This window comes from Corallococcus sp. CA047B, from assembly GCF_003612065.1.
GTDB lineage: Bacteria > Myxococcota > Myxococcia > Myxococcales > Myxococcaceae > Corallococcus > Corallococcus praedator.
In genome coordinates this window covers 25,092-51,054 of record NZ_RAWD01000024.1, presented here as the reverse complement: position 1 = coordinate 51,054, position 25,963 = coordinate 25,092, and the positions used below count along the sequence as shown (strand labels likewise).

22 protein-coding genes and 1 pseudogene are annotated in these 25,963 nt (G+C 70.1%); 14 read left to right on the top strand and 9 right to left on the bottom strand.

Annotated features, from left to right (window positions below; all coding sequences use genetic code 11):
• Positions 1 to 292: pseudogene (locus tag D7X74_RS06740) on the top strand (molecular chaperone DnaJ); the annotation flags it as partial.
• 27 nt (positions 293 to 319) lie between these two features.
• A complete protein-coding gene (locus D7X74_RS06735) occupies positions 320 to 1,081 on the top strand; it encodes a CvpA family protein (protein WP_120532085.1) in 762 nt (253 codons plus the stop codon).
• On the opposite strand, the gene clpX is transcribed toward D7X74_RS06735, so the two are convergent.
• The gene (clpX, locus tag D7X74_RS06730; RefSeq protein WP_120532084.1) at positions 1,071 to 2,144 is read right to left on the bottom strand and encodes an ATP-dependent Clp protease ATP-binding subunit ClpX; all 1,074 of its coding nucleotides are present in this window, start codon (positions 2,142 to 2,144) and stop codon (positions 1,071 to 1,073) included. The genes D7X74_RS06735 and clpX overlap by 11 nt on opposite strands.
• A gap of 236 nt (positions 2,145 to 2,380) precedes the next feature.
• Between clpX and speA the strand changes: the two genes are divergently transcribed.
• Entirely contained in the window at positions 2,381 to 4,390 is a 2,010-nt protein-coding gene (gene speA / locus D7X74_RS06725) for a biosynthetic arginine decarboxylase (RefSeq protein ID WP_120532083.1), read from the top strand.
• A gap of 12 nt (positions 4,391 to 4,402) precedes the next feature.
• Here the strand turns inward: speA and D7X74_RS06720 are convergent, their stop codons facing one another.
• The 3 genes from D7X74_RS06720 to D7X74_RS06710 form a co-directional block, all read right to left on the bottom strand.
• Complete coding sequence (locus tag D7X74_RS06720; protein ID WP_120532082.1) at positions 4,403 to 4,930, bottom strand: hypothetical protein; 528 nt, start codon at positions 4,928 to 4,930, stop codon at positions 4,403 to 4,405.
• A gap of 134 nt (positions 4,931 to 5,064) precedes the next feature.
• Entirely contained in the window at positions 5,065 to 5,502 is a 438-nt protein-coding gene (locus D7X74_RS06715; protein WP_120532081.1) for an OsmC family protein, read from the bottom strand.
• A 47-nt stretch (positions 5,503 to 5,549) separates the two neighbouring features.
• Positions 5,550 to 6,773 carry a deoxyhypusine synthase family protein gene (locus D7X74_RS06710; RefSeq protein WP_120532080.1) on the bottom strand — a complete coding sequence of 408 codons (1,224 nt, stop codon included), beginning with the start codon at positions 6,771 to 6,773 and terminating at the stop codon, positions 5,550 to 5,552.
• A 197-nt stretch (positions 6,774 to 6,970) separates the two neighbouring features.
• Here D7X74_RS06710 and D7X74_RS06705 point away from each other — a divergent pair, with 197 nt between their 5' ends.
• Positions 6,971 to 7,798: a PHP domain-containing protein gene (locus tag D7X74_RS06705; protein WP_120532079.1), complete on the top strand. Its 828-nt coding sequence runs from the start codon at positions 6,971 to 6,973 to the stop codon at positions 7,796 to 7,798.
• A 14-nt stretch (positions 7,799 to 7,812) separates the two neighbouring features.
• Here the strand turns inward: D7X74_RS06705 and D7X74_RS06700 are convergent, their stop codons facing one another.
• Positions 7,813 to 9,360 (bottom strand): methyl-accepting chemotaxis protein, encoded by a 1,548-nt coding sequence (locus D7X74_RS06700; RefSeq protein ID WP_120532078.1) that lies wholly within the window; start codon positions 9,358 to 9,360, stop codon positions 7,813 to 7,815.
• A 242-nt stretch (positions 9,361 to 9,602) separates the two neighbouring features.
• Here D7X74_RS06700 and D7X74_RS06695 point away from each other — a divergent pair, with 242 nt between their 5' ends.
• Together D7X74_RS06695 and D7X74_RS06690 are read left to right on the top strand one after the other, a co-directional pair.
• Complete coding sequence (locus tag D7X74_RS06695; RefSeq protein WP_120532077.1) at positions 9,603 to 9,971, top strand: NADH-quinone oxidoreductase subunit A; 369 nt, start codon at positions 9,603 to 9,605, stop codon at positions 9,969 to 9,971.
• Positions 9,972 to 9,977: 6 nt separating this feature from the next.
• Complete coding sequence (locus D7X74_RS06690; RefSeq protein WP_120532076.1) at positions 9,978 to 10,541, top strand: NADH-quinone oxidoreductase subunit B; 564 nt, start codon at positions 9,978 to 9,980, stop codon at positions 10,539 to 10,541.
• A gap of 83 nt (positions 10,542 to 10,624) precedes the next feature.
• On the opposite strand, the gene D7X74_RS06685 is transcribed toward D7X74_RS06690, so the two are convergent.
• Together D7X74_RS06685 and D7X74_RS06680 are read right to left on the bottom strand one after the other, a co-directional pair.
• The gene (locus tag D7X74_RS06685; RefSeq protein WP_233595406.1) at positions 10,625 to 10,993 is read right to left on the bottom strand and encodes a PaaI family thioesterase; all 369 of its coding nucleotides are present in this window, start codon (positions 10,991 to 10,993) and stop codon (positions 10,625 to 10,627) included.
• Complete coding sequence (locus D7X74_RS06680) at positions 10,983 to 13,226, bottom strand: sulfatase-like hydrolase/transferase (protein WP_120532074.1); 2,244 nt, start codon at positions 13,224 to 13,226, stop codon at positions 10,983 to 10,985. Before D7X74_RS06680 ends, D7X74_RS06685 begins: the two co-directional genes overlap by 11 nt.
• 113 nt (positions 13,227 to 13,339) lie before the next feature.
• Between D7X74_RS06680 and D7X74_RS06675 the strand changes: the two genes are divergently transcribed.
• From D7X74_RS06675 to D7X74_RS06645, 7 genes are all read left to right on the top strand, one after another.
• Positions 13,340 to 14,653, top strand: coding sequence for an adenylate/guanylate cyclase domain-containing protein (locus D7X74_RS06675; RefSeq protein WP_233595407.1), 1,314 nt, complete (start codon positions 13,340 to 13,342; stop codon positions 14,651 to 14,653).
• A gap of 170 nt (positions 14,654 to 14,823) precedes the next feature.
• Positions 14,824 to 15,342 (top strand): NADH-quinone oxidoreductase subunit C, encoded by a 519-nt coding sequence (locus D7X74_RS06670; RefSeq protein WP_120532092.1) that lies wholly within the window; start codon positions 14,824 to 14,826, stop codon positions 15,340 to 15,342.
• Between the two features lie 11 nt (positions 15,343 to 15,353).
• Positions 15,354 to 16,613 carry an NADH dehydrogenase (quinone) subunit D gene (gene nuoD, locus D7X74_RS06665; RefSeq protein ID WP_120532073.1) on the top strand — a complete coding sequence of 420 codons (1,260 nt, stop codon included), beginning with the start codon at positions 15,354 to 15,356 and terminating at the stop codon, positions 16,611 to 16,613.
• On the top strand, positions 16,610 to 18,502 hold the full coding sequence (locus D7X74_RS06660; protein WP_120532072.1) for a 2Fe-2S iron-sulfur cluster-binding protein: 1,893 nt from the start codon (positions 16,610 to 16,612) through the stop codon (positions 18,500 to 18,502). Before nuoD ends, D7X74_RS06660 begins: the two co-directional genes overlap by 4 nt.
• Positions 18,503 to 18,504: 2 nt before the next feature.
• The gene (locus D7X74_RS06655) at positions 18,505 to 19,950 is read left to right on the top strand and encodes a complex I subunit 1 family protein (protein ID WP_120532071.1); all 1,446 of its coding nucleotides are present in this window, start codon (positions 18,505 to 18,507) and stop codon (positions 19,948 to 19,950) included.
• A 48-nt stretch (positions 19,951 to 19,998) separates the two neighbouring features.
• Complete coding sequence (locus tag D7X74_RS06650; RefSeq protein WP_120532070.1) at positions 19,999 to 20,775, top strand: NADH-quinone oxidoreductase subunit I; 777 nt, start codon at positions 19,999 to 20,001, stop codon at positions 20,773 to 20,775.
• A 174-nt stretch (positions 20,776 to 20,949) separates the two neighbouring features.
• Positions 20,950 to 21,312, top strand: a complete 363-nt coding sequence (locus D7X74_RS06645; protein ID WP_120532069.1) for a ferredoxin — start codon at positions 20,950 to 20,952, stop codon at positions 21,310 to 21,312.
• Here D7X74_RS06645 and D7X74_RS06640 read toward each other — a convergent pair.
• Positions 21,309 to 23,915 (bottom strand): adenylate/guanylate cyclase domain-containing protein, encoded by a 2,607-nt coding sequence (locus D7X74_RS06640; RefSeq protein ID WP_233595408.1) that lies wholly within the window; start codon positions 23,913 to 23,915, stop codon positions 21,309 to 21,311. The two genes, D7X74_RS06645 and D7X74_RS06640, sit on opposite strands and share 4 nt — an antisense overlap.
• A 107-nt stretch (positions 23,916 to 24,022) precedes the next feature.
• Between D7X74_RS06640 and D7X74_RS06635 the strand changes: the two genes are divergently transcribed.
• Positions 24,023 to 24,889, top strand: coding sequence for a hypothetical protein (locus D7X74_RS06635; protein WP_199732719.1), 867 nt, complete (start codon positions 24,023 to 24,025; stop codon positions 24,887 to 24,889).
• An 8-nt stretch (positions 24,890 to 24,897) separates the two neighbouring features.
• Here D7X74_RS06635 and D7X74_RS06630 read toward each other — a convergent pair whose 3' ends face one another.
• Complete coding sequence (locus D7X74_RS06630) at positions 24,898 to 25,806, bottom strand: hypothetical protein (protein ID WP_120532089.1); 909 nt, start codon at positions 25,804 to 25,806, stop codon at positions 24,898 to 24,900.
• Positions 25,807 to 25,963: the final 157 nt, after the last annotated feature.

Genomic DNA, 25,963 nt, shown 5'->3' with positions numbered 1-25,963 from the left:
CGGTCCGGACCGCGCGCAGAAGCTGCGCTTCACCGACGCCTCCGAAGCAGAGACCAAGGCCGCGGTGAAGAAGGAGCAGGAAGAGCAGATCGGCACCCACCCCAAGGGCCGTCAGTTCTACACGCAGGCCCAGAAGGACCTGGACGCCGGCAACCCTTCCGCCGCTGAACGCAACCTGAAGATGGCGCTCACCTACGAGCCCTCCAACGCCCGTTACAAGGAAACCCTCGCGGAAGCGCAGAAGCAGGCCGCGGAGAAATCCAAGGGCGATTCATCGTTCAAGATCCGCTGAGCGCGCGCGGCACCGGGAGTCCCATCCATGGTCATCGACCTCATCCTCCTGGGCCTGGTGCTCTTCTTCGGCATCCTGGGCGCCATGTCCGGCGCGTCCCGGCAGGTGGCCAACACCGCGGGCCTCGCGGTGGGCTACTTCGTCTCACGCAAGCTCGCGCCCATCGTGGGCCCCAAGCTCGCCGTCGCCATGGGCGCCCCGCTGCTCGTGGGCACCCTGGCCGGAACGGTGCTCCTCTTCGTCGTGACGTGGCTCACCGTGCGCTACGCCCTGAGCGCGCTGCTCGTGCGCTTCCTCTCCGGGAGCAACCCGGACGAGCGCGGCCTGGACCGCACCCTGGGCTTCGTCCTGGGCAGTGGGAAGATGGCCGCCATCTTCTGGGTCAGCCTGAGCGCGCTCACCTTCCTGGAGCAGCACGTCGTCGTCGCCGGCAAGCGCGTGGGCGTGTCCCCCATGGGCTCCGTCTCCTTCGAGATGGCCCGCCGCTACAACCTCTTCGAACTCACCCAGTTCGCGCCCCTGAAGGACCTGGTCCGCGTGGCCCAGGCCACCCAGGACCCGGAGCGCGCGCGCAAGCTCCAGGACGACCCGGCCTTCAAGGCGCTGCTCAAGGATCCGCGCTTCCAGGCCGCCCTCAAGCAGCAGGACCTCAAGGGCGCCCTCCAGCGCGGCGACTCCCAGGCCCTGCTGCGCAACGACGCCATCCTTCAGCTCATCCAGGACCCGCAGACGGCGGCGCGGTTGGGCGCCGCCGCTCGGGCCTCGGAGAAGACGTCCGTCAAGCGTTGAGCTCGACGTCGTCCAGGCTGGACAGGCGCGCCTTCACGAACTCCGCGTCCACCGCCACCTGACGGTGCCGGCGCTCGGGCGCCTCGAACATGACGTCCGACATCACGTGTTCCAGGATGGAGCGCAGGCCTCGCGCGCCCAGCCCTCGCGCCACGGAGTAGCGCACCACCTCGCGCAGGCCGGCCTCCGGGAACTCCAGCTCGATGTCGTCCAGGGACAAGAGCTCCTTGAACTCCCGGGTGATGGCATCGGGCGGCTCGGTGAGCACGCGCAACAGCTCCGGCTCTCCCAGCCGCTCCAGTTGCACCATCACCGGCATGCGGCCCAGGAACTCCGCCATCATCCCGAAGTCCACCAGCTGCTTCGTGGAGATGCGCTTCTCCTTGCGCTTCGCGCCCGTCGCGTCCGCGCCGAAGCCCATGGCCCGGCCGCCGTCGTCGCCAAAGTCGTGCAGGTCGCTGAACGTGCCCGCGCAGATGAAGAGGATGTCGCGCGTGTCCACCTGCACGAAGTCGCTCTTGTTCCACGCCTGGGTGACGTTCATGGGCACGTGCACCTCGCGCCCTTCCAGCAGTTTCAGGAGCGACTGCTGGACACCTTCACCGCCGATGTCGCGGCTGCCAGCGCCGTTGCGGGCGCCCTGCGTGCGGCGGGCGATCTTGTCCACCTCGTCGATGAAGATGATGCCCCGCTGGGTGTCCTCCACGGAGTGGTTCGACTTGAAGAGCAGGTCGGACACCATCACCTCCACGTCCTTCCCGTAGTAGCCCGCCTCCGTGTACTCGGTGGCGTCCACGGTGGTGAAGGGCACGTTGAGGATGTCCGCCAGGTTGCGTGCGATGTGCGTCTTGCCGCTGCCCGTGGGTCCGATGAGCAGGATGTTGGACTTCTTGATGAGGGACTGACGGCGCATCCGGCGTGCCTGGATGCGCTTGAGGTGGTTGTGCGCCGCGATCGCCACCGCGCGCTTCGCGGCGTCCTGTCCGATGACGAAGCGATCCAACCGCTCGAAGATCTCCCGCGGGGTCAAAGGTGCTTCTTCCCTGCGTGCGGACGACTCCATGTACCCTCCCCTTCTCTCCACTCGGCCTCCCTGGGCTTCCCAGGTGGAAGGGTAGGAATTGGATGCTGACCGGCCCAGCAGGGCCAGCACTGGAACGGGGGCCCCTGCCCGCCTGCCTGCTCCACGAACAGGCGGCTATTGAATGCCCGGGACGTTTCCGATAGTCCGGCCCCCCTCCCTTGTTCATGGGAGTTTCCATCCGCCGCAGGCCCCTACCCGGAGGCAACGAAACAACGATGGCCGCTACCGCCCCTCAGCACCGCTGGACCCTGGCCGATGCCCATGAGCTCTACGGAATCCGGAACTGGGGCTCGCCCTACTTCGGCATCAACGACAAGGGCCACGTGTGCGTCCACCCGGACGGGCCCACCGCTCCGAGCATGGACCTCAAGGAGCTGGTGGACGAGGTCCGCCGCCGGGGCATCGGCCTGCCGCTGCTCCTGCGCTTCACGGACGTGCTGCGCCACCGCGTCGTCCACCTGAACAACGCGTTCAAGAAGGCCATCGCGGACCAGGGCTACAAGGGCCTGTACCGGGGCGTGTACCCCATCAAGGTGAACCAGCACCGCTACGTGGTGGAGACCATCATCGAGGCGGGCAAGGAGTTCACCTACGGGCTGGAGGCCGGCAGCAAGCCGGAGCTGCTCGCGGTGATGGCGCTCCTGGACAACGAGGACGCGCTCGTCATCTGCAACGGCTACAAGGACGAGGAGTACATCGAGACGGCGCTCTTCTATTCGCGCCTGGGCCGCAACGTCATCCTCGTGGTGGAGAAGCCCAGCGAGCTGCCCCTCATCGCGGAGGTCGCCCGCCGCACCGGCATCGCGCCCCGGCTGGGCATGCGCGTGAAGCTGTCCACGCGCGGCGCCGGCAAGTGGGAGGCGAGCGGAGGCGACCGCTCCAAGTTCGGCCTGTCCTCGTCGGAGCTGATGTCCTGCATCGGCTTCATGAAGGACGCGGGCCTGCTGGCCTCCTTCGAACTCTTGCACTTCCACCTGGGCAGCCAGATCTCCAACATCCGCAACGTGAAGAACGCGCTGCGCGAGGTGGGCTGCTTCTACGTGGAGGTGGCCCGCCAGGGCGCCCCGCTGAAGTACCTGGACGTGGGCGGCGGCCTGGGCGTGGACTACGACGGCTCCCAGACGAACTTCGCCTCCTCCATGAACTACACGACGGAGGAGTACGCCAACGACGTCGTCTTCGGCGTGATGGAGGCCTGCGACCGCGCGGGCGTGCCGCACCCCACGCTCGTCTCCGAGTCCGGCCGCGCCGTCGTCGCGCACCACGCCGTGCTGGTGGTGGACGTGCTGGGCACGAGCGAGTTCGACCCGACGCAGACGCCCGACAAGGTGGATGAGAAGGCGCCCTCCGTGGTGCGCAACCTCTGGTCCACCTTCCGCGAGGTGACGAACAAGAACGTCATCGAGGCCTTCCACGACGCGCAGGACGCCAAGGAGGAGAGCCTCCAGCTCTTCAGCCTGGGCCACCTGTCGCTGGAGCAGCGCGTGGCGGCGGAGAACCTCTACTGGGCCATCTGCCACAAGATTCTTCGCGTGGCGCGTGAGTCCGGGGAGATTCCGGAGGAGCTGGAGGCGCTGGAGAAGCAGCTCAGCGACACCTACTTCTGCAACTTCTCCGTGTTCCAGTCCCTGCCGGACTCGTGGGCCATTGATCAGCTCTTCCCGATGATGCCCATCCACCGCCTCGCGGAGAAGCCGACCCGGCGCGCGACGCTGGCGGACATCACCTGCGACTCGGACGGGAAGATCGAGCACTTCATCGACAAGCGGGAAGTGAAGGACGCGCTGGAGCTGCACGCGCTCAACAGCGACGACTACTACCTGGGCATCTTCCTGGTGGGCGCGTACCAGGAGATCCTGGGCGACCTGCACAACCTCTTCGGGGACACGCACACGGTGCAGGTGTCGCTGGCGCCGGGCGGCGGCTACCTCATCGACCATGTCGTCGCGGGCGACACGGTCACCGAGGTGCTCAACTACGTCAGCTACAACAAGGACGACCTCGTCGCGAAGCTGCGCAAGTTCACGGAGCTGGCGCTGCGCCAGGGGCGCATCACCCTGGACGAGTCGCGCAACCTGCTGCGCGTCTATGAGGACGGCCTGTCGGGCTACACGTACCTGGAGCGGGAGGTGGACGCGACGTTCACCTCCGCCAGCCAGCTGCGCCTGCTGCCCGGACCCGAAAACGGCGGTGTCCGTCCTCCGGTGTCACCCTCGGGCACCTGATGCCCTGAAGGCTCAGGCCTCCGTCGGGGCCGGCACCTGTTCGCCGGTCTCGACGGACGTGTCCATGAACGCGGCCTCCGTCGCGCGCAGGCGCAGGTTCTGGAGCGTGAGCAGCTGTCCGTCCGCGCGCTCGGCCAGGAAGGCGAAGTCGAACCGCGCCAGGCGCGGATCCTTCGCGGCCACCTTCTCCAGGCTCTTCCACAGGGACACCCGGCCGTGGGAGCCCACGCACAGGCCCTCCAGCTCCACCAGCCGGCTCAGCGGGGAGTAGCGCAGCCAGGAGCCATTGAGCTTCAGCCGCGACAGCTTCTCCACCACCCACGCGCCGCCCACCTTCAGCGGATCCGGCTTCACCTCCAGCGCGGACATCACCGCCAGGAGCGTGGCGCGGTCCTGCTCCAGCAGCGGAATCAGCGAGGACAGAGAGGCGCCCACGGGGTTGCTGCGGTTCTCGTGCTCCGTCCTGCACGCCAGGTCCACACCCACCGTGGAGCCCAGGAGGTGGTCGTTCAGGTAGATGCCCAGTCGCTTCAGGTTCATGCGGCGTGTCCTCCCCAGAGCTTCAAAAAGCTTCAGCCCAGGGTGGGCACTCGGCCGCGCGGCGGCATCTTGAATCCGGGGGCGGGAGGGCAGCCGGCCAGACAGGCCCCCGCCCTCCGCCCCGGCACAGCGGTTCAGTCCGGGTAGCCGAACGACGCCGTCACCTTCGTGTCCGGGTGCAGGCTGCGCGACACCGGACACTCATGGGCAATCTTCTCCAGCAGGGCCCGCTGGGGCGGAGCAAGGCCGGAGGGCATGAGGATGGACAGCACCAGCTCCGCGATGCGGCGCGGCGGCGGGCTCATCCGCTTCTCCACCTTCGCGCTCACCTCGCCCAGGGTGATGCCCTCCCGGGCCGCCGTCAGGTGCATGGTCGTCACGACGCAGGAGGCGAGCGCCGTGGCCACGAGGTCCGTGGGGGAGAAGCTGCCCCCGGTGCCGCCGTTGTCCTTCGGCGCCTCCGTGGGCAACGTCGCGCCGGACGGGCCGTGCGTCACCTGGGTCTTGAACTGCGGGGCGCTCACCAGGGTCATCACCACGCCCGTCGCGGGCGCTGCAGGCTGAACACTCATCACCGGCTCCTTGGGACTTCGCGGACTGCGAGGAAGGGGGACCTTCTCTAACGGACGTAGGCGTCGTGGGCCTTCGCGTCCTTCTTGGTGGAAGGCTCGGCCTCCTCGACGCTCCAGTCCAGGGTCTTCATCAGCGCCTTGCTGCGCTTCTTGACGTCCGCGTCCAGGAACTTCACGGCGTCGTCCATCTTGTCCATCAGCCGCATGGGCTTGCGCTTGTTCTTCGGCTCGCTGAACAGCGCGTGCGTGAGCCAGGGGAACACCGCCGTCACGTCGCAGTGCACGTACATGGAGCCCGTCTCCACGGCCTCCACGGACACCTTGCCCCACGTGTGGCCCTCACCGGCCGGGCAGCTGGACAGCGCGCCGTTGTCCACCGGGTCCACGCAGAACTGCACGTCGATGTCGAAGCCCGACGTGGGGACGTTGAGGATTTGATCCAGCAGGGGCTCGCCCTGGAGCGTGTAGTTCTTGGGCACGCCGCCGCCCAGGATCCAGATGGCCAACTTCCCGCTGCCGTTGTGGCGGCAGTAGTGCTGCATCGCGGCCATGGAGAAGACGTCTTCGTTGATGTCGAGCTCGAACTTGAATTCGTCGCCCAGGAGGCGCTTCAGCTTCACGACGTTGAGGAAGATGGAGCCGTCCTGCACCGCGCCCACCCAGATGGGGACGCCGTGCTTGTAGCAGGTGGACAGGAGCGACGGCTGCTTGACGCCCAGCTCCTTCTCGATGCCGTGGATGGCCTTGCCCAGGAGGTAATGGAACTCCGGCGTGGTCATCTTCTTCTGGAACTGGGGCTGCCGGAGGATGGCGGAGAAGAGGCGGTCGGTGTCGAGCAGCGCCTCCTCCCAGAAGCCCAGGTCGTAGATGCGGATGATGCGCGCCAGGCGGTACTGGAGGTCGCCCGCGTTGGGGTTCACCTCGCGGATGCCGTGGCCGATGATGCGGTGGGCGTCGTGGTAGAGGTTCGCGCCGGTGGTGGTGATGGCGGAGATGATGCCCTTCTCCACCAGCGGGATGAGGCAGGACTGGTGGAGGCCCGCGGGCGTCATCGCGCCCGACAGCGTCAGGAAGATGGACGCGTCCTGCTGCACCGACTGCTGCATCAGTTCGAACGCGGTGCGCTCCTGCCGGCCCACATAGGCGCTGAACGCGTGCGCGAGCAGCTCCGCCGGCTTCTCCTTGCCGGTGATGGGGCGAGGGTCGGCCTTGCGCGCGTTCGCGTAGGCGGCGCGAAGGGTGGACTTCTTCGGGGTCGGGGTCTTGGCCATGGCGCGGCGATCTAACACCGCCGGCCAGACAAGGGGAGGCCCGGCTTCAACCCAGCCCCTCCCCAAGAGGCAGGCAGGCGACAGGAACAAACCGCTGTCCGTGCTGATTCACACAGGGCCCGCTCTTCCGGCCCCCTGTCGCATGGACATGGCATAAGAGTGCCTGCCTTCCCGCACGGCCCCCTGGAGGGCCCGCCATGATCGACCTGCATTCGCACACCACCGCCAGTGACGGCCAGTACCCGCCCGCGACGCTGGTGGCGCGCGCCGCCGCCGCCGGGGTCACGGTCCTGGCGGTGACGGACCACGACACGGTGGCGGGACTCGCCGAGGCCCGGGAGGCCGCCCGCGCCCATGGCGTGGAGCTGGTGCCCGGAATCGAGCTGTCCGCCTTCGTCCACGGCAAGGAGGCCCACATCCTGGGTCACTTCCTGCACCCGGAGGACCCGGAGCTGGCGCGCTTCGCGGACCGGCTGCGCGACGAGCGCACGCAGCGCATGGAGGCCATGGTCGCGCGCCTGCGCGAGCTGGGCTTCCCGGTGCGCATGGAGCAGGTGCTCAAGGTGGCCGGGGACGCGCAGTTGGGGCGGCCGCACCTGGCGCGGGTGCTGGTGAACCAGGGCTGGTGCATCGACATGAAGGCCGCCTTCGACCGCTTCCTGGGCACCGGCCGCGCGGCGTGGGTGGAGCGCTTCAAGCTGGAGGGCGCGGAGGCCATCCGCCTCATCCGCAACGCGGGCGGCACCGCGACGCTCGCCCACCCCGGCTCGTCGAAGATGGAGCGCGTGGAGATCAAGGCGCTGGCGCTGGCGGGCCTGTCCGGCCTGGAGGTGCTGAGCGCGGACCACAACCCGGGCCTGCGGCAGAAGTACCTGGCGCTGGCGGCGGAGTTCGACCTGGTGCCCACCTTCGGCAGCGACTTCCACGGCGAGGAGGTGTCGCCGGACCACCGCCTGGGCGTCGCGGCCATGCCCCCGGAGCTGTTCCAGAAGCTGCGCGCCCGCGCGCCGTCCGCCTCGGCCTGAAGCGCCCGCCGCGCTCAGGAGCGCGGTGACTGGGTCTTGAAGCGGCTCGTCACGGCGGTGAGCCCTTCCGCGACGGACTGGAGGTCCTGGGCGATGCGGGTGGTGCGCCCGGTGGCGTCCACGCCCTGCTTCACCAGGTCCGCCACGTTGCGGGCCCCCTGCACCGCCTGCTCGCTGGACTGACGCTGCTGCCGCGTGGCGATGGTGATCTGCCGCGCCGCCTCGCTGGTGCCGCGCGCCAGGTCCACGATGCGCAGGAAGACGGCGGACGCCTGCTCGGCCACCTCCACGCCCCGGTCGCTCGTCGCCATGCCCACCCGGGCCTTGGACGCGGCCTCTTCTCCGGAGTCCTGCACCTTCTCCACGATGCGGGCGATGTCGCGCGCGGACGCGGACACGTTCTCCGCGAGCTTGCGCATCTCCGCGGCCACCAGTGAGAAGCCCCGGCCCACGTCGCCCGCCTTGGTGCCCTCCAGCGCCGCGTTGAGCGCCAGGAGGTCGCTTCGCTCCGCCACCTGGTTGATGACCTGGGCGATTTTCGAGACCTGCTGCAGGTCCTTGTTCAACCCGACGATGGCGTCCGCCACGCCCTTGGACTCGATGCGGATGTCGTTGATGCCGCCCACCACCTGGGCCACCACCGCCATCGCCTCCGCCACCGCGTCGTGGGTGCGCCGGGCGCTCGTCTCCACCACCTCCGTGGAGGAGGAGATCTGCTCGGCGGTGCGGCTCAGCTCCTCGAAGGTCGCGGCGATCTGCTGCGCGTACGCCGCCTGCTGGCTGATGACGTGCTCCTGATCCGCGGAGGCGCCCATCAGGCCGCGCGACGCGCTGGACAGCTGCTCGGTGCGCGACACCAGCTCCATCACCGTGGAGCGCAGCGTGCCCAGCATCTCGTTGAAGGAGGTCGCCATCAGCCGCACCTCGCCGGCGGCGGACACGTCCAGCTCGCCCCGGGACACGTCGCCCCGGGCCACCTCGCGCGCCACCTGCGTGACGCGCGACACGGGGTCCGCGATGGCGCGGCTGATGATCACCGCCAGCCCCAGGCCCAGCACCGCGGCGCCCAGGTAGCCCAGCAGCGAATAGCCCTCCGTCGCGGACATCGCGGCCTGCACCTCCTGGGTGCCGAAGCCCGCGCGGTACACGAGGCCGCCATGCTCACAGCGCACCACCACCGACTCCGGAGGCCGCGCCACCGTGCACCCGCCGGACGGGGAAGCCGCCGGCAGCGCCAGGCTTGCCGGGACCCGGCCCCGGGACTCGATGACCGTCCCGTCCTCGCGGGACAGCTCCTGGAACAGGAGCGTGAAGCCGCCGGACTCCACCTGGGCGAAGACGTCATCGCGCCGCGCGCGGGCCTCCGGCGACGTGTCCGCGAGCGTCATGGCCGGGTGGCGGGACACCAGCGTCCCCACCGTCAGGGCCCGCCGCGACAGCACCTCCAGGGCGGCGGCGTGCTGCCGGGCCGGGAAGTACACGCTGCTGAAGAACACCACCGCGAGGCACGGAAGCAGCACCGCGATCGCCACCTGCATCCGTAAACTCAGACGGCCCCACATGTCGGGTGCTCCCAGGCGATGATCGGAAGCCCGTGACGCTAGGCGTGGCCCCCCCCAGCGTCAAACGCCGCCTGGAGATGTCGCGCCCGGGGCGTGCGGGCGCGGTCGGAGCGGAGCGGCAGGCGGATGAGCGGGCCTGATGGGCGCGGCATTTCGGCCGTCTTCTCAAGGGGTTGGCGCTTCCGGGGCGGGGGCGTTTCCCTTTGACACGGCGCCAGCGGTGTCATTAGGTTCCGCGCCCGATGACTACACCCCTCGCACCGTACCTGCCGCTGCTGGTGGTGCTCCTGCTGGCCGGCGTCCTCGCGATGATCATCCCGCAGGTCACCAGCCGCCTGGGCCCCAAGCGCCCGAGCACGACCAAGTCGGCCCCCTTCGAAGCAGGCTCCGAGTCGAGCGGTCCGGCCCGTCAGCGCTTCGCCGTGAAGTTCTACGTGATCGCGCTGTTGTTCATCGTGTTCGACGTGGAAGCGGTGTTCCTGTACCCCTGGGCGGTGAACTTCCAGGCGCTCGGCTGGTTCGGCTACACGGAGATGCTGGTTTTCGCGTCGACCCTGGTCGTGGGCCTTATCTACGTCTGGAAGAAGGGCGCCCTGGACTGGGAGAGCTGAGACATCATGGCTGACACCGACATTGCTCCGATCATCGCCACCCGCCGGGACGAGGCCACGGGCTTCTTCCAGAAGCTGGTGTCCAAGGGCCTGGGTTGGGCCCGCAAGTACTCCCTCTTCACGTACCCGTACGCCACCGCCTGCTGCGGCATGGAGTACATGTCCGTGGCCGCCAGCCGGCACGACATCTCGCGCTTCGGCGCGGAGTTCCCGCGCTTCTCGCCGCGTCAGGCGGACCTGCTGATGGTGGTGGGCACCATCAACCTGAAGCAGGCCCCCATCCTCAAGCGCGTCTACGAGCAGATGACCGAACCCAAGTGGGTCGTGTCCTTCGGCGTGTGCGCGTCCTCGGGCGGCTTCTACGACAACTACGCGGTGCTCCAGGGCATCGACCGCATCATCCCGGTGGACGTCTACATCCCCGGCTGCCCGCCGCGCCCAGAGCAGGTGCTGGACGGCCTGATGCTGCTGCAGGAGAAGATCGGCAACCAGGTGCACCGCCTGCGCGACACCGGTCAGCCCAACCAGACGGCGGCCGACCACGCCCGCCTGCTCTCCAGCGGCAAGTAGTCCTTCACCCTCACGCTGATCCGAACGGGCCCCGCGCCGCCTCTTGAACGAGGCCGGTGTCGGGGCCCGCGGCGTTCCAGGGGCTACCAGCGGTGGTACGCGGGGTGCCCTTCCTTCACCGCGACGAAGGTGCCCCGGCAGGTGGCCGTCACCTTGCCGCCCGCGGTGAGCGTGGCCTCGATGACGGCGCGGTCGCCCTGGATGTCCACGGGCTTCGCGGACAGGTGCACCGGCCCGGCCATGGGCGTGGGCCGCTTGAGGACGATGGCGTAATCCGCGGTGACGGTGCACGGCGGGGAGTCCGCGCCCTGCGCCTTCATCAGGTGGTAGGCGGCCGTCCAGTTGCTGTGACAGTCCAGCAGCGCGCCGATGATGCCGCCGTTGAGCACGCCGGGGAACGCCTGGTGGTGGTCCTCCGGCGTCCAGTCCGCGACGACGAGGTCACCCTCCACGCGGCTGCGGATGCGCAGTCCCTTCGGGTTGGCCGGGCCACACCCGAAGCAGGCGTTGTGGGGGGCGTACGTTTCCTGGAGGCCGGGGGTTTCGGTCGTCGACATGGCCGGCGACTCTACGTGAAGCGGCCCCGGCGGTGCGCTCGCGCACGTCGTCCAGCCAGGCCGCGAGCGCCTCCGCGTCCGCCCCTTCACAGTCGCCCGAACAGGTCCGCCGCAGGGAGCCGTCCGCCTGCGGCCGGTCCACCCACCAGCGCTCGCCGTCGAAGGCGCCCGAGTCCTTCTCGCGCAGCACCGCCGCGTCGGCCACCTCGCCCATCTCCACCACGCCATCCGGGCGCAGGCGGTACGCGTCGAAGGTGCGCGGCGCGCCGGGCCAGTGGCCGGGGTCGAAGACCTCCGGGCTCACGTGCGTGTAGCCCGTCTCCGCGTACAGCGGCGCGAACGGGCGCTCCTCTCCGCGCAGGAGCGGCGTGAGCGACAGGCCGTCGACTTCCGGCAGCGAGGGCAGGCCGGACAGCTCCAGCAGCGTGGGGCCCACGTCCACCAGGCGCGCCAGCGCATCCACCTGCGCGGGCCCCAGGCCCCGGCCTCCGGGCAGCTTCACCGCGAGCAGGATGCGGTTCTCCTCTTCGCCCAGACGCGCTCCGTGCACGGACGTCGCGCCCGCCAGGTCCGGTCGGTCCGCGTGGAAGCTCTCGCCGTGATCCGACAGCAGCACGATGAGGGCGTCGTCGTAGCGGCCGGAGCTTCGGAGCGCGTCCAGCAGCGTACCCACCTGCGCGTCCGCCTGCGCGAGGAGTTCGTCGTAGAGGCCCTCGGAGCCCTCGCGGTTCCAGGCGCCCTTCGCACCCGGCGTCACCGGGGCGAAGTGCATGCGCAGCCGGCGGTCCAGCGGTTCGGTGGGGGGCACGTAGCGGCGGTAGAACGGGTACACCGGGTCGCCGGGGAAGTGCGCCGCCGTGGCGTGGAAGGCGAAGAGCAGCGGGCCCTCGGAGGCCTCCGACACGAGTCCGTGGGACAGGCGCTCGGCGTAGCCCATCGGATCATGGATGCCGGCCAGCGCGCGGTTGTCGATGAACTCCGGCACCCAGGCGGCGCCCACGGAGTTGTCCGCGAAGAGGCCCAGGGCCCGGTAGCGCAGCTTCTCCAGCGCGAAGTTGAGCGCGCCGCGTGGGGGCTGCCAGCGACGGGTGAAGCCGGAGGCAGGGCCCTCGAAGTGGAAGCGCGAGCAGTCAGTGGCGAACACCGTGCGCCAGCCGGCCTCCGAGAACCGGTCCGCGAAGGTGGGCGCCAGCACCACGCGCGCATCGGACGTCAGCGGGTAGCGCACGCCGGTGCGGTACGGCCAGCGCGCGGTGAGCAGCGAACGCCACGCGGGCTCCGTCTGCGCCACCGGCGTGTAGGCCCGGGTGAACAGCGTCGCATCCTGGAGGAAGCGCTCCACGTGCGGAGCCACCCCGCGACCCGTGCGGCCCAGTCGGTCCGGACGGAACGCATCGATGCCGATGACCACCACCAGCGGCTTGCGGTCCGGCTTCGTGGAGGGGCGGACCACGACTCCCGCGCCCAGCGCCAGCGCCACTCCCGCGCCGACCATCCACCAGCCGAAGCCCCCTCCCTGCCCGACGGATGCATCCGACGCAGGAGTGGCTGCCGAAGCAGGCACGGAAGCCGAACCCGGGGTCGGCACCGAAGCCACCTGCCCCGCCCCACGGCGCAACGCCAACCACGCCCGCGCGCCCAGCACCGTCAGATGCACGGCCACCCACGCACCCGCCGCCGCGCGCGCCTGCCATGGCTCGCCGTGATCCACCAACCACGCCAGCACCGGCCGCACCGCCGGCAGATCATCGAAGAGCGCGGGACGCGCAAGCGCCCGGTCCCAGGCCCAGAACAGCAGCAGTCCCACCCAGTGCAGGATCGTCACGCCCAGCGCCGCCCACCCACCGCGCCGGATCCACGCCCGCGCCAGCACCGCGGCGGCCAGCCCCAGCAGTCCACCCGCCACCAGATAGACAGTGGCCACGCGAAGGACGACGCCCGGCAGCAACGGACGCACGGCCGCCGCGAGCGCCGCGTACGGGCCGTCGAGCGGGATGTCCACGCCCACCACCCCGGCCTTGAGCAACCACGCCGTCTCGGCGGCGAACAACAGGAGCCCCAGCAGGGAGCCCAGGGCCAGGCGCCCCGAACCGGCGCGGAGGAAGGAGGCGACGGACCGCACGGACATGACCCCTGCGTCTACTCTGTCCGGGCATTCCCTGGCCACGTCTGTGTTCCACCGGGCTTTCCGGGACTCCCCGACGTGCGTCGGCATCCCACTCGTTGCAAGATGGCCCTGGGATGTTCCAGGCCGACGCGTCCGTCGGTCGGGGGGACCGCTTGCCATCCACCACCACGCCCAGCGACAGCCTCCAGCAGTCCGTACGCCGCGCGCTCGACGTGGAGCGTCAATCCAATGGCCGCCATCTGGCCTGGGTCCGCCTGGGCGCGGTGAGCGTCCTGTTCGGGATGGCGGTCTACCTGGGTCGCGGGCGCGACCTGCATGACTGGGACGTCTACCTGGGGCCGTTCGCGCTGTACCTGGTCTGCACATCCGTCGTCGCCGTGGCGGTGACCGCCTCCGCGCGCATCGCCCGCTGGGCATCGCTGTCCGTCGCGTTCGTGGACGTACCCGCCGTGTACTGGCTCCAGCACCTGGCGCTGCCGGTGTCCCCCTCTCCGGGCGGAGTGGCCGGCTTCACGCTGGGCATCTTCGCGGCGCTGGTGCTGTTGTCCGCGCTGAGCCTGCGCCGGCCCGTGATGCTGCTCGTCACGGCGATCGCCGTCGTCGCGGAAGTGGCGCTCCAGCGAGAGGCCGCCATCGGGGGGGGGGCCCAGGTGGCCGGCGCGGTGATGCTGGCCATGACGGCGGCGGGCGCGGCCCGGCTGCTCCAGCGGATCCGCTCGCTGTCCGCCGCGGTCACGAACGAGGAACTCCAGCGCGCGCGCCTGGGCCGCTACTTCTCCCCCGCCGTCGCCGAGCGCCTCCAGGACCGCGACTCCCCCACCCCGGAGCTGCGCGAGGTGTCCGTGCTGTTCGCGGACGTGCGCGACTTCACCTCGATGAGCGAACGGCTGCCCCCCGAGCAGGTGGTCACCATCCTCAACGAGTACTACGGCCGCATGGTGGAGGTGGTGTTCCGCCACGGCGGCACGCTCGACAAGTTCATCGGGGACGCACTCATGGTGTACTTCGGCGCCCCGCTGCCGGACGCCCACCATGCCCGGAGCGCCACCCGGTGCGCGCTGGAGATGGTGCGCGAGCTGGAAGCCGTCAACGCCGAGCGCGCCGCCAGGGGCGAGCCAGGCCTGCGCATGGGCGTGGGCGTGCACTCCGGTCCCGTGGTGCTGGGCAACATCGGTTCGCCCTTCCGGCGCCTGGAGTACACCGCCATTGGCGACACGGTGAACCTGGCCAACCGCATCGAGCGGCTGACCAAGGGCTTCGGGGTGGCCGTGCTCGTCTCCCAGGCGACCCGCGACCGGGCGGGTGACGCCTTCCGCTGGGAGCCCGCCCCGGTCGCCATCGTCCCCGGCAAGAGCCAGCCGGTGGTGACCTTCGTCCCCTCCACCGACGAGGAAGCGCCGGCCCTGGGAGCAGGCGCCGCGGCCTGAGCGTCGCCGCCTGCCTGTCACCAGGCAGGGGGTTGATCGCGACGCGGGCTACTGGGCCACCTAAGTGGCCTACATGGTTGAGGGTTTACGTTGACGCCTCCCGCGAACGGTCCTTATAAAGCCGCGGTTTCCTCTGTCGTTATTCGAGGCCCCCCTTGAGCATTTTCGCGTTGGACCGGGTCGCCGCCCAGTTTCCCGAGGCGGTCGCGGAGCGCTATGTGGACCGCGCTGGCGGAGCCTGGGCCGTCATCCATGCGGAGTGGCTGCCGAAGGTCGCCACGTTCCTGAAGATGGATCCCGAGCTGGACTTCAAGCTGTTCGGCTCCGCGGACGCCGTGGACCGCCTGCACCTGGCGGAGAACGATCCGCGCTTCGAGATCGTCTACTTCCTGTACTCGCTCAGCCGGAAGGAGCACGTGCGCCTGAAGGTGCGCGTCACCGAGACCCGGCCCGAGGTGCCCTCCCTCGCGGCGGTGTACCGCGGCGCGAACTGGTGGGAGCGCCTGGCGTTCGACTTCTACGGCATCCGCTTCGTGGACCACCCGGACCTGCGCCGCATCCTCCTGTACGAGGAGTTCCAGGGCCACCCTTTGCGCAAGGACTACGCGCTGCGTGACCGGCAGCCGCTGATCCCCGAGCGCCCCATCAAGGACATCTTCCGCGGCCCCGGCACCAGCGGCGTCGCCTGACGAGACCTCCCATGGCCGACAGCCACAACACCGACGCGACGAAGCCCTTCAACCCCGACACGGATGGGTTCGCCCACGAGGAGTCGGAGCTCGAAGCCCATCTCCAGTCGAAGCACATGGTCATCAACATGGGCCCGTCCCACCCGGCCACGCACGGCACCGTGCGGCTGAAGGTGGAGCTGGAAGGCGAGACGATCGTCAAGATCGATCCGGAGATCGGCTTCCTCCACCGCGGCTTCCAGAAGAGCTGCGAGAACGTCACCTGGACGCAGTGCCTGCCGTACACGGACCGGCTCAACTACCTGTCCGCGATGATGAACAACTTCGGGTTCCTCAACGCCGTGGAGAAGCTCATCGGCCTGGAGATCCCCGAGCGCGCCCAGTACATCCGCGTCATCGGCAGTGAGCTGCACCGGCTCACCGACCACCTGACGTGCGTGGGCGCCACCGGCCTGGAGATGGGCGGCTTCGCGCCGTTCCTCTACGGCATGGAAGCGCGCGAGCTCATCCAGGACCGCGTCACGGAGCTGACCGGCGCGCGCCTCACCACCAGCTTCGGCCGCGTGGGTGGCATCAACCGCGACCTGCCGGAAGGCTGGATCCAGAAGGTCCACAAGACCCTCACCCGCACCGAAGAGCTGCTCCAGGAGATGGACGGGCTGCTCACGCGCAACCGCATCTTCGTGGACCGCACCAAGGGCACCGGCGTCATCTCCGCCGCGGACGCCATCGACTACGGCTGGACGGGCCCCGCCCTGCGCGCGTGCGGCATCGACCACGACCTGCGCAAGACGCACCCGTACTGGGTCTACGAGCGCTTCAACTTCGAGTCGGTGGTCGGCGAGCACGGCGACAACTACGACCGCTACCTGGTGCGCCTGGAGGAGATGCGTCAGTCCATCAGCATCCTGCGCCAGGCCATCGACACCATCCCGGCCGGCCCCATCATCGTGGACGACTGGCGCATCGCGCTGCCGCCCAAGCCGGAGGTGTACGGCACCATCGAAGGCGTGATGGCGCACTTCAAGCTGGTGATGGAGGGCATCCAGGTGCCCCCCGGTGAAGTCTACGACGCCACCGAGGCCTCCAACGGCGAGCTGGGCTGGTACCTGGTGAGCGACGGTCGCGGCCGGCCGTACAAGGTCCACGTCCGGGCCCCGGGCTTCCCGGTGCTCGCGGCGCTGCCGCACATCATCCAGGGCAAGATGCTGGCGGACCTCGTTCCCACCTTTGACACCATCAACATGATCGGCGGCGAGGTCGAGCAGTGAGCGACAACGACACGAAGAAGCCCACCGGTGACGCGCAGACGCCCCCCAAGGGCGCCCCCACCGACTCGCCCGCGGCCAAGGTTGGCTCGGAGCCGTCCAACCCGCCCGCCGGGCCGAAGATGGACAACCCTCCGGCGGCCGCCAGCGGCCCCACCGGCACGCCTCCGCCCAAGCCGGCGGGAGCGCCGGCCGGCGGTCCTCCGCCCAAGCCGCAGCCCAAGAACCCGGGCTTCGTGACGGCGGTCATCGACGGCAGGGAGGTCGTGGTCAAGCCGGGGACGAACATGATCGAGGCGGCCAAGACGGTCGGCTCGGAGATCCCCTACTACTGCTACCACCCGCGCCTCTCCATCGCGGCCAACTGCCGCATCTGCCTCATCGAGGCGTCCAACGCGCCCAAGCTCGTCCCCGCCTGCCAGACGCCCATGGCCGAGGGTCAGGTCATCAAGACCACGACCCCCAAGGTCAAGGAGCAGCAGCGCTCGGTGATGGAGTTCCTGCTGCTGAACCACCCGGTCGACTGCTCCATCTGCGACCAGGCCGGTGAGTGCAAGCTGCAGGACTACTACATGAAGTACGACTACCGGCCGTCGCGCCTGGAGGGCACCAAGGCCCTCAAGCACAAGCGCAAGGTGCTGGGGCCCCGCGTCGTGCTGGATCAGGAGCGCTGCATCATCTGCACGCGCTGCGTCCGCTTCATGAATGAGATCCCGAAGGAGCCGCAGCTGGGCGTCTTCGGCCGTGGCAGCCACGAGCGCATCGACGTGTTCCCGGGCAACGAGCTGGACAGCAACTACTCGCTCAACACCGTGGACGTGTGCCCGGTGGGCGCGCTGCTCAGCCGCGACTTCCGCTTCAAGGCGCGCTCCTGGTTCCTGTCCGCCACGCCGTCGGTGTGCACGGGCTGCTCGCGCGGCTGCAGCATCTCCGCGGACTGGATGTCCCAGGACACCTACCGCTACCGCCCGCGTGAGAACGAGGCCATCAACAAGAGCTGGATGTGCGACCAGGGTCGCCTGTCCTACCGCGACCTGAACGTGGGCCGCGTGCTGGCCGCCCAGGTGGGCCGCCGCGTGGCCGCGCGGGACACGGTGCAGCCGGCGCTCACGCGCAAGGATGCCGCCGTGGCTGCGGCCAAGGCGCTCAAGCCGCTCGTGGGCTCCTCGCAGCTCGCGGTGCTGGCCTCGCCGCTGGCGTCCAACGAGGACCTGCTCGCGGGCCTGACGTTCGCCAAGGCGAGCCTGGGCGTGACGACGGTGTTCGTGGGCGGCCGGCCGCAGGGCAAGGCCGACCACTACCTGATGACGGCGGACAAGAACCCCAACCGCCAGGGCCTGGCGCTCGTCGCCAAGGGCCTGGGGCTGTCCGTGAAGTCCTTCGAGGAGCTCACCTCCGCCATCAACGCCGGCAAGGTCAAGGCGCTGTACGCGGTGGGCACCGAGGTCCCCACGGACGCGGCCGCCTTCGCCGAGGTCGCGGCGAAGCTGGAGGTGTTCGTCGCGCAGGCGCAGAACGAGTCCCCCGTGACGGCGCAGGCGACGGTGCTGCTGCCGGCGAGCGCGCACATCGAGGACGAGGGCACGTTCACCCAGCAGGACGGCATCACCCAGCGCTTCCGCAAGGCGTACCCCTCCAAGGGCGACGCTTCGCCGCACTGGAAGTGGGCCACGGAGCTGACGCGCGAGCTGGGGGGCGAGGCTGCCCACGCTTCCGCGCGCGACGTGTGGCGGGCGCTCTCCGGGCAGGTGTCCGAGTTCGCCGAGTTCAACTGGGACAAGGCCTCTCCGCCGGACCGGGAGAAGCCGGGCATCAATCCGTTGCCGTCGGGGGCCGACGGCCGTCCGCCGGGCTACCGTGAATTCGGCGCGCCGCGCGTGAGGGGCATCTGACCATGAACCGCATCTTCACAATGTTGTTCGCCATGGCCTTCTGCATCTTCGCCCTCGCGGGCGGGGTGGCCACGGCGTACCTCGTGGGCGGGCTGGTGGAAGAGCACCTGTTCACGGGCGCCAGCCGCCTGACGAACATCCTCTTCCTGATGCTCACCTTCGTGATGATCATCGCCACGCTCCTCACGCTCGCCGAGCGCAAGTGGAGCGCGTTCATGCAGGACCGCGTGGGCCCCAACCGCGCGCGTCTGGCCATCCCGGGCCTGGGCAACCGCTCCCTGGGCGGCATCCCGCACATCATCACCGACGTGCTGAAGATGCTGACCAAGGAGGACTTCGTCCCCGGCACGGCGAACAAGTTCCTCTTCAACCTGGGCCCCGTCCTCGCGTTCGCGCCGGTGTTCGCGCTGTTCGCGGTGGTGCCCGCCGGCCCGTCCGTGACGGTGTTCGGCAAGCACGTGGACATGGTCGTCGCCACGCCGGACTTCGGCATGCTGTACGTGCTCGCCATCGCGTCGCTCGCGGTCTACGGCACGTCGCTGGCCGGCTGGTCCTCCAACAACAAGTTCGCCCTGCTGGGCGGCGTGCGCGCCTCCGCGCAGATGATCTCCTACGAAGTGGCGCTGGGCCTGGCGCTGGTGGGCCTGTTCCTGGCGTTCTCCTCCGTGCAGATGCCCGCGCTGGTGGGTGACGTGGGCAACGCGCTGGTCGCCGGCACCGGGCAGGCGCGCTACCTGTGGCGCTCCGACGGCGCGTTCGACCTGGGGCTGCCCGCGTGGGGCATCTTCATCCAGCCGCTGGGCTTCATCGCCTTCTTCGTGGCGTCCTTCGCGGAGACCAAGCGTGCGCCGTTCGACGCGCCCGAAGGCGAGTCGGAGATCATCGGCTACTTCGTGGAGTACTCCGGCATGAAGTTCGGCATGTTCATGATCTCCGAGTTCATGGAGGTCGTGGTGCTGGCCGGTGTGACGACGGCGCTGTTCTTCGGCGGTCACCACCTGCCCTTCGGCGGCGAGTGGCTGGCGGCGCAGCCCCTGATGCAGGAGCACGGCTGGCTGTACGGCACCATCCTGGGCACGGTGTTCTGGATCAAGGTCGTGCTGCTCATCTGGGTGCAGCTGGTCATCCGCTGGACCTTCCCGCGCTTCCGCTACGACCAGATCCAGAACCTGGGCTGGAAGATCCTCCTGCCCGCGGGCCTCGCGAACGTGTTCATCAGCGGCGCGCTGGTGCTGTGGGATCCGTCCCTGCGCATGCTGGGCATCGTGGGCCTGCTGGAGATCGGCTTCGTCGTGGCCCTGACGATGTCCAAGGGGACCAAGGCGGCGGGCGCGCACGACACGGCGCACGGCCATGGGCACGACGCCCACGGGCTGCCGTCGGCTGGCGGGCACGGCCTGCCGGCGCACGCGGACCCCCACTCCCATTCCCCGGCGGGCGCGCACTAGCGGCGTTCCGTCCGGCACAGCCCTTCGCCGGAAGCGAGACAAGACACCATGGCGTTCAATGCTTCCCAGGACCCGCGCACGGACATCCGCGAGCGGATGTACATCCCGGAGCTGCTGCGCGGTCTGGCCATCACGACCAAGCACTTCTTCCGCAACATGTTCGGCACGCGCGACCCGAACCCCCAGGTTCAGGACCGCACGGGCATGAACCTGATGACGACGGTGGAGTACCCGGAAGAGAAGCCCATCTACCCGGAGGGCTACCGCGGCCTGCACCGGCTGGTTCCGCGCGACGACGGCAAGCCGCGCTGCGTGGCCTGCTACATGTGCGCGACCATCTGCCCGGCGCAGTGCATCTACATCGAGGCGGGTGAGTACGAGACGACGGACGCCGACTCGGAGTCGGCCGTCATCGAGAAGTACCCGACCCAGTTCGTCATCGACGAGCTGCGCTGCATCGTGTGTGGCCTGTGCGTGGAGGCGTGCCCGAAGGACGCCATCCGCATGGACACGTACATGCACACGCCGTCCGAGTACAACCGGCAGAACTTCGTCTACGACATCCCCAAGCTGCTCAAGGGGCCGGCCGTCTCGCACCCGTCGGATCCGTGGAACAAGCGCGACAGCTCCTCGGAGCCGCACCACGTCCACAAGGAAGCGCACACGCGCATCGGCGAGGGCCTGGTGGAGCTGAAGACGCCGCACTCGCTGGGCGGTGGCCACGGCCACGGCGGTGGTCACGGCCACGGTAAGGCGCTGCCTTCGGGTGGGCAGGCGGTGGTGACGCAGCAGGGTCCCATCCAGGTGACGAAGTTCCTCAAGTAGCGTCTGGCAGCACCCTACGGGGCGGGTTGTCCTCTTCCGCCCCTTCGCACGCATCCCGGCCCGCCTCCTTCCTCTTGTTCATGGAAGGGCGGGCCGCCGCCGTTTCAGGGGGCATGTGGTGACGCTGAAGCTCTTCAATGCACGTGGTGCCAACCAGGCGCGTCGGGTCCTCCGATGAAGCGCTACCGGATGTCCGTGTGCAAGGGTTCCAGCTGCCGCGAGGCCGGCTCGGACGCGGTGCACGTGGCGGCGCGCGAGGCGCTTGCGGCGCGGGGACTCCAGACGCGCTGCGAGCTGTACCGGGGCGGCTGCTACGGCTTCTGCCACATGGGGCCCAACGTGGTGGTGCGCGAGGACACGGGCCGCAAACGCGACCCGCTGTCGCCGGAGGACTACCAGCTCATGGGGTGGCCCGGTGAGGTGTACTACTCCGGCATGACGGCGGAGAAGATGATCCGCGTGGTGGGCGAGCACATCCAGGACGACGCTCCGGTGAAGGAGCTGTTCGGCCAGCCGGACTCCGGCGACGACGACTAGCCGCCGTCGGAGCTGCGCCGGCGCCAGCGGATGACGCCGTCCCAGTCCGCGGGCGGCGGCGTCAGGATGTAGCCCTGGCAGCGCTGGATGTAGACGCGGGCCACCGCGTCGCCGTGCTCCACCGTGCAGCGGCGGAACAGCTCCTGGGCCACCAGGAAGTCGCGTGCGTAGTAGGCGGTGAGGGCCTTCTCGTACAGGGCCATGCCGGCCTGCTTCTCCGGGGAGAACTCGCCCTTGCGCCCCAGCAGCTCGTGCACGCGCACGGGCTGCTCGCGGTTGCGCACGAGCACGCGGTCCACCTCGCGGAAGACGTACGCGTCGCTGGCGAGCTGCGCGGTGGCTTCTCCCACCAGTACCTGGGTGCCGTACTGCTTGTTCGCGCCCTCCAGCCGGCCGGCCATGCCCACCGCGTCCCCCATGACGGTGTAGTGGGACTTGAGCTCGCTGCCCATGTCGCCCACCAGCAGGTCGCCCGTGTCGATGCCGGCGCGCACCCACAGCCGGTGACCGAACTGCTTCTCCCAGACGGGCTGGCGCTGCGCGAGCACGGCCTGGAGCTTGAGCGCCGCTTCACAGGCCAGGTGCGCGTGGCGGTCCGTGCGCACGGGCGCGCCCCAGAAGGCCATCACCGAGTCGCCAATGTACTTGTCCACCTGCCCCGCCGTGGCGCGCACCACGGAGGTCATCTCCGTGAGGAAGGTGTTGAGCAGGGGCACCAGTTGTTCGGGCGGGAGGACCTCCGACAGACGGGTGAAGCCCTCGATGTCGCAGAGGTACACCGTCATCTTGCGGCGCTCCGGCCGCATCAGGCTCACGTCGCGCGCGACGAGCCGCGCCACGTCCGGGCTCACGTAGCGGCCCAGCGCGCTGTGCACGAAGTCGCGCACGTCCTGCTCGGTCCGGAAGGCGTAGACGGTCGTCACCAGGAACGCGAGCCCCATGGACCCCAGCGGACCCGCCACGGCGATCCACAGCCGCTCGTTGACGAAGAACCAGCCCGCGCCCGCGACGTAGCCCGCGCCCGCGGCCAGCACCACGCTGACGAAGAGGAAGGCCCCCCACACCGAGCGCAAGAGCCAGCTGAACGACAGCGCCAGGAACGCGCCGATGAACGCGAGCCCCATCGTGGCCACCATGTCCACGCGGGGCGGTGCGCGGACGATGCCGTCCGACGCGAGGATGTTGGCGAGCGCCTGCCCCAGGATGGCGCCGTTGGCGATGCCGGGGCCAATGGGCGTCACCCGCCGCTCCGGCGCGTAGCTGCTGGTGTTGGTGAGGATGACGGCGCGGCCGTCCAGGTCGTGGTCGAACCGGGCGGGGCGCTCCGCCTGGATGTCGAAGAGGTTCAGCAGCACGTTCCACGCGCGGATGGAGCGGGCCAGCGGCCCCCGGGCGCCCCGGGTGGCGGACGGGGCCTCCCAGCGCAGCAGGCTGTAGCCGGACGCGTCCATGGGCACGGAGTACGTGTCCCCGATGAACAGGCGCCCGTCGGCGTACCGCAGCTTCTGCGTGCCCGCGAGGCGCATGGCGGCGGCCAGCGGCAGGGACGGCAGCACGTAGCGCTCGCCGCCGCGCGGGCTGTACGCGACCAGGTGGGGCACGCCGCGCACCACGCCGTCGGGGTCCGCGGGCAGCGTGGTGGCGCCGTAGCCGCTGGAGGTGCCCAGCAGCGGCGTCACCGGGTGCTGGAGCTGACGCACCTCCAGGAGCTTCTCCGGATCCAACCCCGCCACCTGCACGGAGGCCAGGGCGAGGAACAGGTCCGACGGCGCCACGCGGAAGGCGTCGTCCGCGGCGCGGCGCTCCTGGATGGACGCGGCGCCGGAGCCCAGCTGCTCGCCCAGGCTGCGGCCCTCGCCCTCGTCGGCGACGCCGGCCCACACCTCCAGGCCCTTGCCGGCGGGGATGAGGAAGGCGGGACGCTGCAGGGCCAGCACGGACTGGGCCCGCACCCGGGCCTCGGTGGGGCCGGGGTAGCTGCCCAGGCGGACGCGGTAGGGCCACAGGCGGCCGGTGGGCGGCAGGCTGCGGGTGCCCTCCGCGCCCCAGCGGAAGGCGAGCACGGAGTGGCCCGGGTCCTGGTCCAGGAGGGCCCGGAGCGCGTCGTCGTCCTGGGACAGCGCGCCCCGGCCGGTGCGGGTGGGGGTGACGCAGGCGCGAGGGCTGAGCTCCGGATAGGCGAAGTCCAGCATCACCACGGAGGCGCCCTCCTCCACCAGCCGGTGCACCATGCCGCCCATCACCTGGCGCGGCCACGGGTACGCGGCGATGTCGGCGCGGGGGCCCTGCTGGGCCTCCGCGAGGGTGTCATCGTCGATGGAGACGAGCACCACGCGGTCGGAGCGCTCGGAGCGCTCGCCCAGTTGGCGGATGCGCCAGTCGTAGAAGACGCGCTCGCCGCTGTCGATCCACCCGGACAGCATCTCCACGAAGCCCGAGGGCGACAGCAGGGGCGCGGGCGTGTCGTCCGGGCGCACCGGGCGCGAGACGCGTTGGGACACGAGCAGGCCCAGCAGGCAGCCGAACACGGCCGCCTGGACGAGCGAGAAGCCGAGTCGGTGGAGGAAGCGGCGGCCGGAGGAGTGGATGCGGAGGCGTTGCACGGGCGGTGCACAGGATAGCGCGTTGGGGCCGAGCGCCTATGGGACATACGCGCGGTATGGTTGGCTGCCGCATCACCTCGCCCGAGCCCCGTCCGAAAGAGCCGCCCATGAAACGCCTGCTTCTGTCCGCCGCCGCCGTCGTGTCCCTGCTGTCCCCCCTCGCCTGTGACTTGGAGAAGACGGGCAACCAGCTCTCCGCGGACCACGTGATGGTGGGCACGCTGCTGGCCACGCCGCAGGTGGACGTGTCCGCCACCGCGATGGCGGGCTACGACGCGGGGACCTTCGGGGACGGGGGCATGGACGTGGTGTCCTTCCCCGCGCAGACGGCGGCCTTCATGTTCTTCGGGACGAAGTCCGGGGCGAACGCGCAGCCCGAGGGCGTCAGCGGGGCCACCGTGGTGCTCCAGCCCGTGGGCACGACGACGCCCGTCACGCTCAACGGCCAGGGGGGTGGCAGCTACGGCGTGACGAGCGACTCCACCGACGCGCTGACGTACGCGTCGGGGGCCACGTATGCCTTCACGGCCGACAAGGACAACGTGCGGTACGTGGGGCAGGTCGAGAACTCGCCCCCGAAGGAGGCCATCGCGGCGCTGCACCCGCCGGAGGGCTTCGTGCGGCTCAACGCGAACACGGCGTTCGGCTTCGACCGCCCGGCGCCGCCCGCGAACACCGACCGCACGCTGGGCTTCGTCACGGTGGTGCCGTTGAGCGCCAACGGAGAGAAGGGCACGGCCACGTACTCCAACGTGCCCACGTCGCCGGTGGAGTTCCTCCAGCTGGCGGCGGTGCCGGCCACCTTCCGGGAGGCGCGGGTGACGATTCCGGGCACCGCGTTCCCGAACCCCAAGCAGACGTACCTGGTCATCTTCCAGGCCGTGCGCATGGGCGGCGCGGAGTCCGACAACCTCTTCCTGGGCAGCGTGCTGCTGGCGGGCACCGCGGAAGTGGGCATCGCCCGGACGAACTGAAGCGTCCGCTACCCGGCCTCGATGTCCAGGCCGATGCGCCCCTCCAGCTTGAGGCGCAGCAGGTGGCCCGCGAAGCGCTCCGCCTCCTCGCGGGTGAGGATGCTGCGGAAGTCCGGGCCCTCCGCGATTTCAACCTCCATCACGGCGCCGCGCTGGAGGAGGCGGAAGAAGTCCTCCCCTCCTCCGGGACGCGACACCCGCAGGGGCACGAAGCCCTTGAGGGGCAGGACCTCCGTGCTGGCGTCGATGACGCGCAGCAGCCCCTGGGCATCCGGGCGCACGCCGTCCTCGGGGATGGACTCCTCCGGGTAGAGCGGCGCGGGCGCCAGTGACAGGTCCTCGGTGGAGTCGTCGAAGAGGAAGCCGTAGCGGGAGGGCACCCGCTGCGTGAGCAGGTAGCAGAGCAGGACGGCTTCATCCGGCGGCACGCGCGCGACGTGGAGGATGGAGCGCTCCGCCCCCACGCGGCGCAGGAGCAGCGTGAGGTGCGGCTGGAGGCTTCCGAGCGAGCGGCGGACCCGGTCCAGGAGCGTGGCGCGCACCTCCGTGAAGGCGGCCTGGTAGCGGGCCTCGCTCTCCGCCTCGCGCTGGAGCACGGCGTCGCGCGCCTTCGCGAGCTTGGATTCCGCGTCGCGGAGGAAGTCACCGGCGGCGCCCTGCGGCTGGAGGCCCGGGACGGCATTGCCACCTGCGTCCATGCCGGCCGCGCGCACCGCGCCCAGGAGGAAGGTGCCCTGCTGCGCGAGCCGCGCCTGCTCCTCGCGGAAGTGGACCACCGCCGCCGCGTGGTCGCGCTTCAGCTCCGCCCAGGCTTCGTAGGTGGACTCCAGCGTCTCCAGCGCACGGAGCTGGCCCAGCGCGGACTCCGGACCGGAGGCCGTCCCGTTCCACGGAGCCTCCGCGCTGCGGGCGGGCAGCGTCGCGCCTTCCGCCTCGGAGGGAGGCTCCCGCACGATGGGCACATCCACGGGCGTGTCATGGCGCAGGCTGCGGCCCGGCGCGACCGGGGAGGCCGCCGTACCCGATGGCGGGGTCTGCTTCGTCCGTCGATTCTTCGCCGCGCTCACGGTGCGT

What these genes read in the sequence shown, in the direction of transcription:
- D7X74_RS06735 (WP_120532085.1), top strand. Translation starts at nt 320, where the DNA reads ATGGTCATCGACCTCATCCTCCTGGGCCTGGTGCTCTTCTTCGGCATC.
- clpX (WP_120532084.1), bottom strand. Translation starts at nt 2,144, where the DNA reads ATGGAGTCGTCCGCACGCAGGGAAGAAGCACCTTTGACCCCGCGGGAG.
- speA (WP_120532083.1), top strand. Translation starts at nt 2,381, where the DNA reads ATGGCCGCTACCGCCCCTCAGCACCGCTGGACCCTGGCCGATGCCCAT.
- D7X74_RS06720 (WP_120532082.1), bottom strand. Translation starts at nt 4,930, where the DNA reads ATGAACCTGAAGCGACTGGGCATCTACCTGAACGACCACCTCCTGGGC.
- D7X74_RS06715 (WP_120532081.1), bottom strand. Translation starts at nt 5,502, where the DNA reads ATGAGTGTTCAGCCTGCAGCGCCCGCGACGGGCGTGGTGATGACCCTG.
- D7X74_RS06710 (WP_120532080.1), bottom strand. Translation starts at nt 6,773, where the DNA reads ATGGCCAAGACCCCGACCCCGAAGAAGTCCACCCTTCGCGCCGCCTAC.
- D7X74_RS06705 (WP_120532079.1), top strand. Translation starts at nt 6,971, where the DNA reads ATGATCGACCTGCATTCGCACACCACCGCCAGTGACGGCCAGTACCCG.
- D7X74_RS06700 (WP_120532078.1), bottom strand. Translation starts at nt 9,360, where the DNA reads ATGTGGGGCCGTCTGAGTTTACGGATGCAGGTGGCGATCGCGGTGCTG.
- D7X74_RS06695 (WP_120532077.1), top strand. Translation starts at nt 9,603, where the DNA reads ATGACTACACCCCTCGCACCGTACCTGCCGCTGCTGGTGGTGCTCCTG.
- D7X74_RS06690 (WP_120532076.1), top strand. Translation starts at nt 9,978, where the DNA reads ATGGCTGACACCGACATTGCTCCGATCATCGCCACCCGCCGGGACGAG.
- D7X74_RS06680 (WP_120532074.1), bottom strand. Translation starts at nt 13,226, where the DNA reads ATGTCCGTGCGGTCCGTCGCCTCCTTCCTCCGCGCCGGTTCGGGGCGC.
- D7X74_RS06675 (WP_233595407.1), top strand. Translation starts at nt 13,340, where the DNA reads ATGTTCCAGGCCGACGCGTCCGTCGGTCGGGGGGACCGCTTGCCATCC.
- nuoD (WP_120532073.1), top strand. Translation starts at nt 15,354, where the DNA reads ATGGCCGACAGCCACAACACCGACGCGACGAAGCCCTTCAACCCCGAC.
- D7X74_RS06655 (WP_120532071.1), top strand. Translation starts at nt 18,505, where the DNA reads ATGAACCGCATCTTCACAATGTTGTTCGCCATGGCCTTCTGCATCTTC.
- D7X74_RS06650 (WP_120532070.1), top strand. Translation starts at nt 19,999, where the DNA reads ATGGCGTTCAATGCTTCCCAGGACCCGCGCACGGACATCCGCGAGCGG.
- D7X74_RS06645 (WP_120532069.1), top strand. Translation starts at nt 20,950, where the DNA reads ATGAAGCGCTACCGGATGTCCGTGTGCAAGGGTTCCAGCTGCCGCGAG.
- D7X74_RS06635 (WP_199732719.1), top strand. Translation starts at nt 24,023, where the DNA reads ATGAAACGCCTGCTTCTGTCCGCCGCCGCCGTCGTGTCCCTGCTGTCC.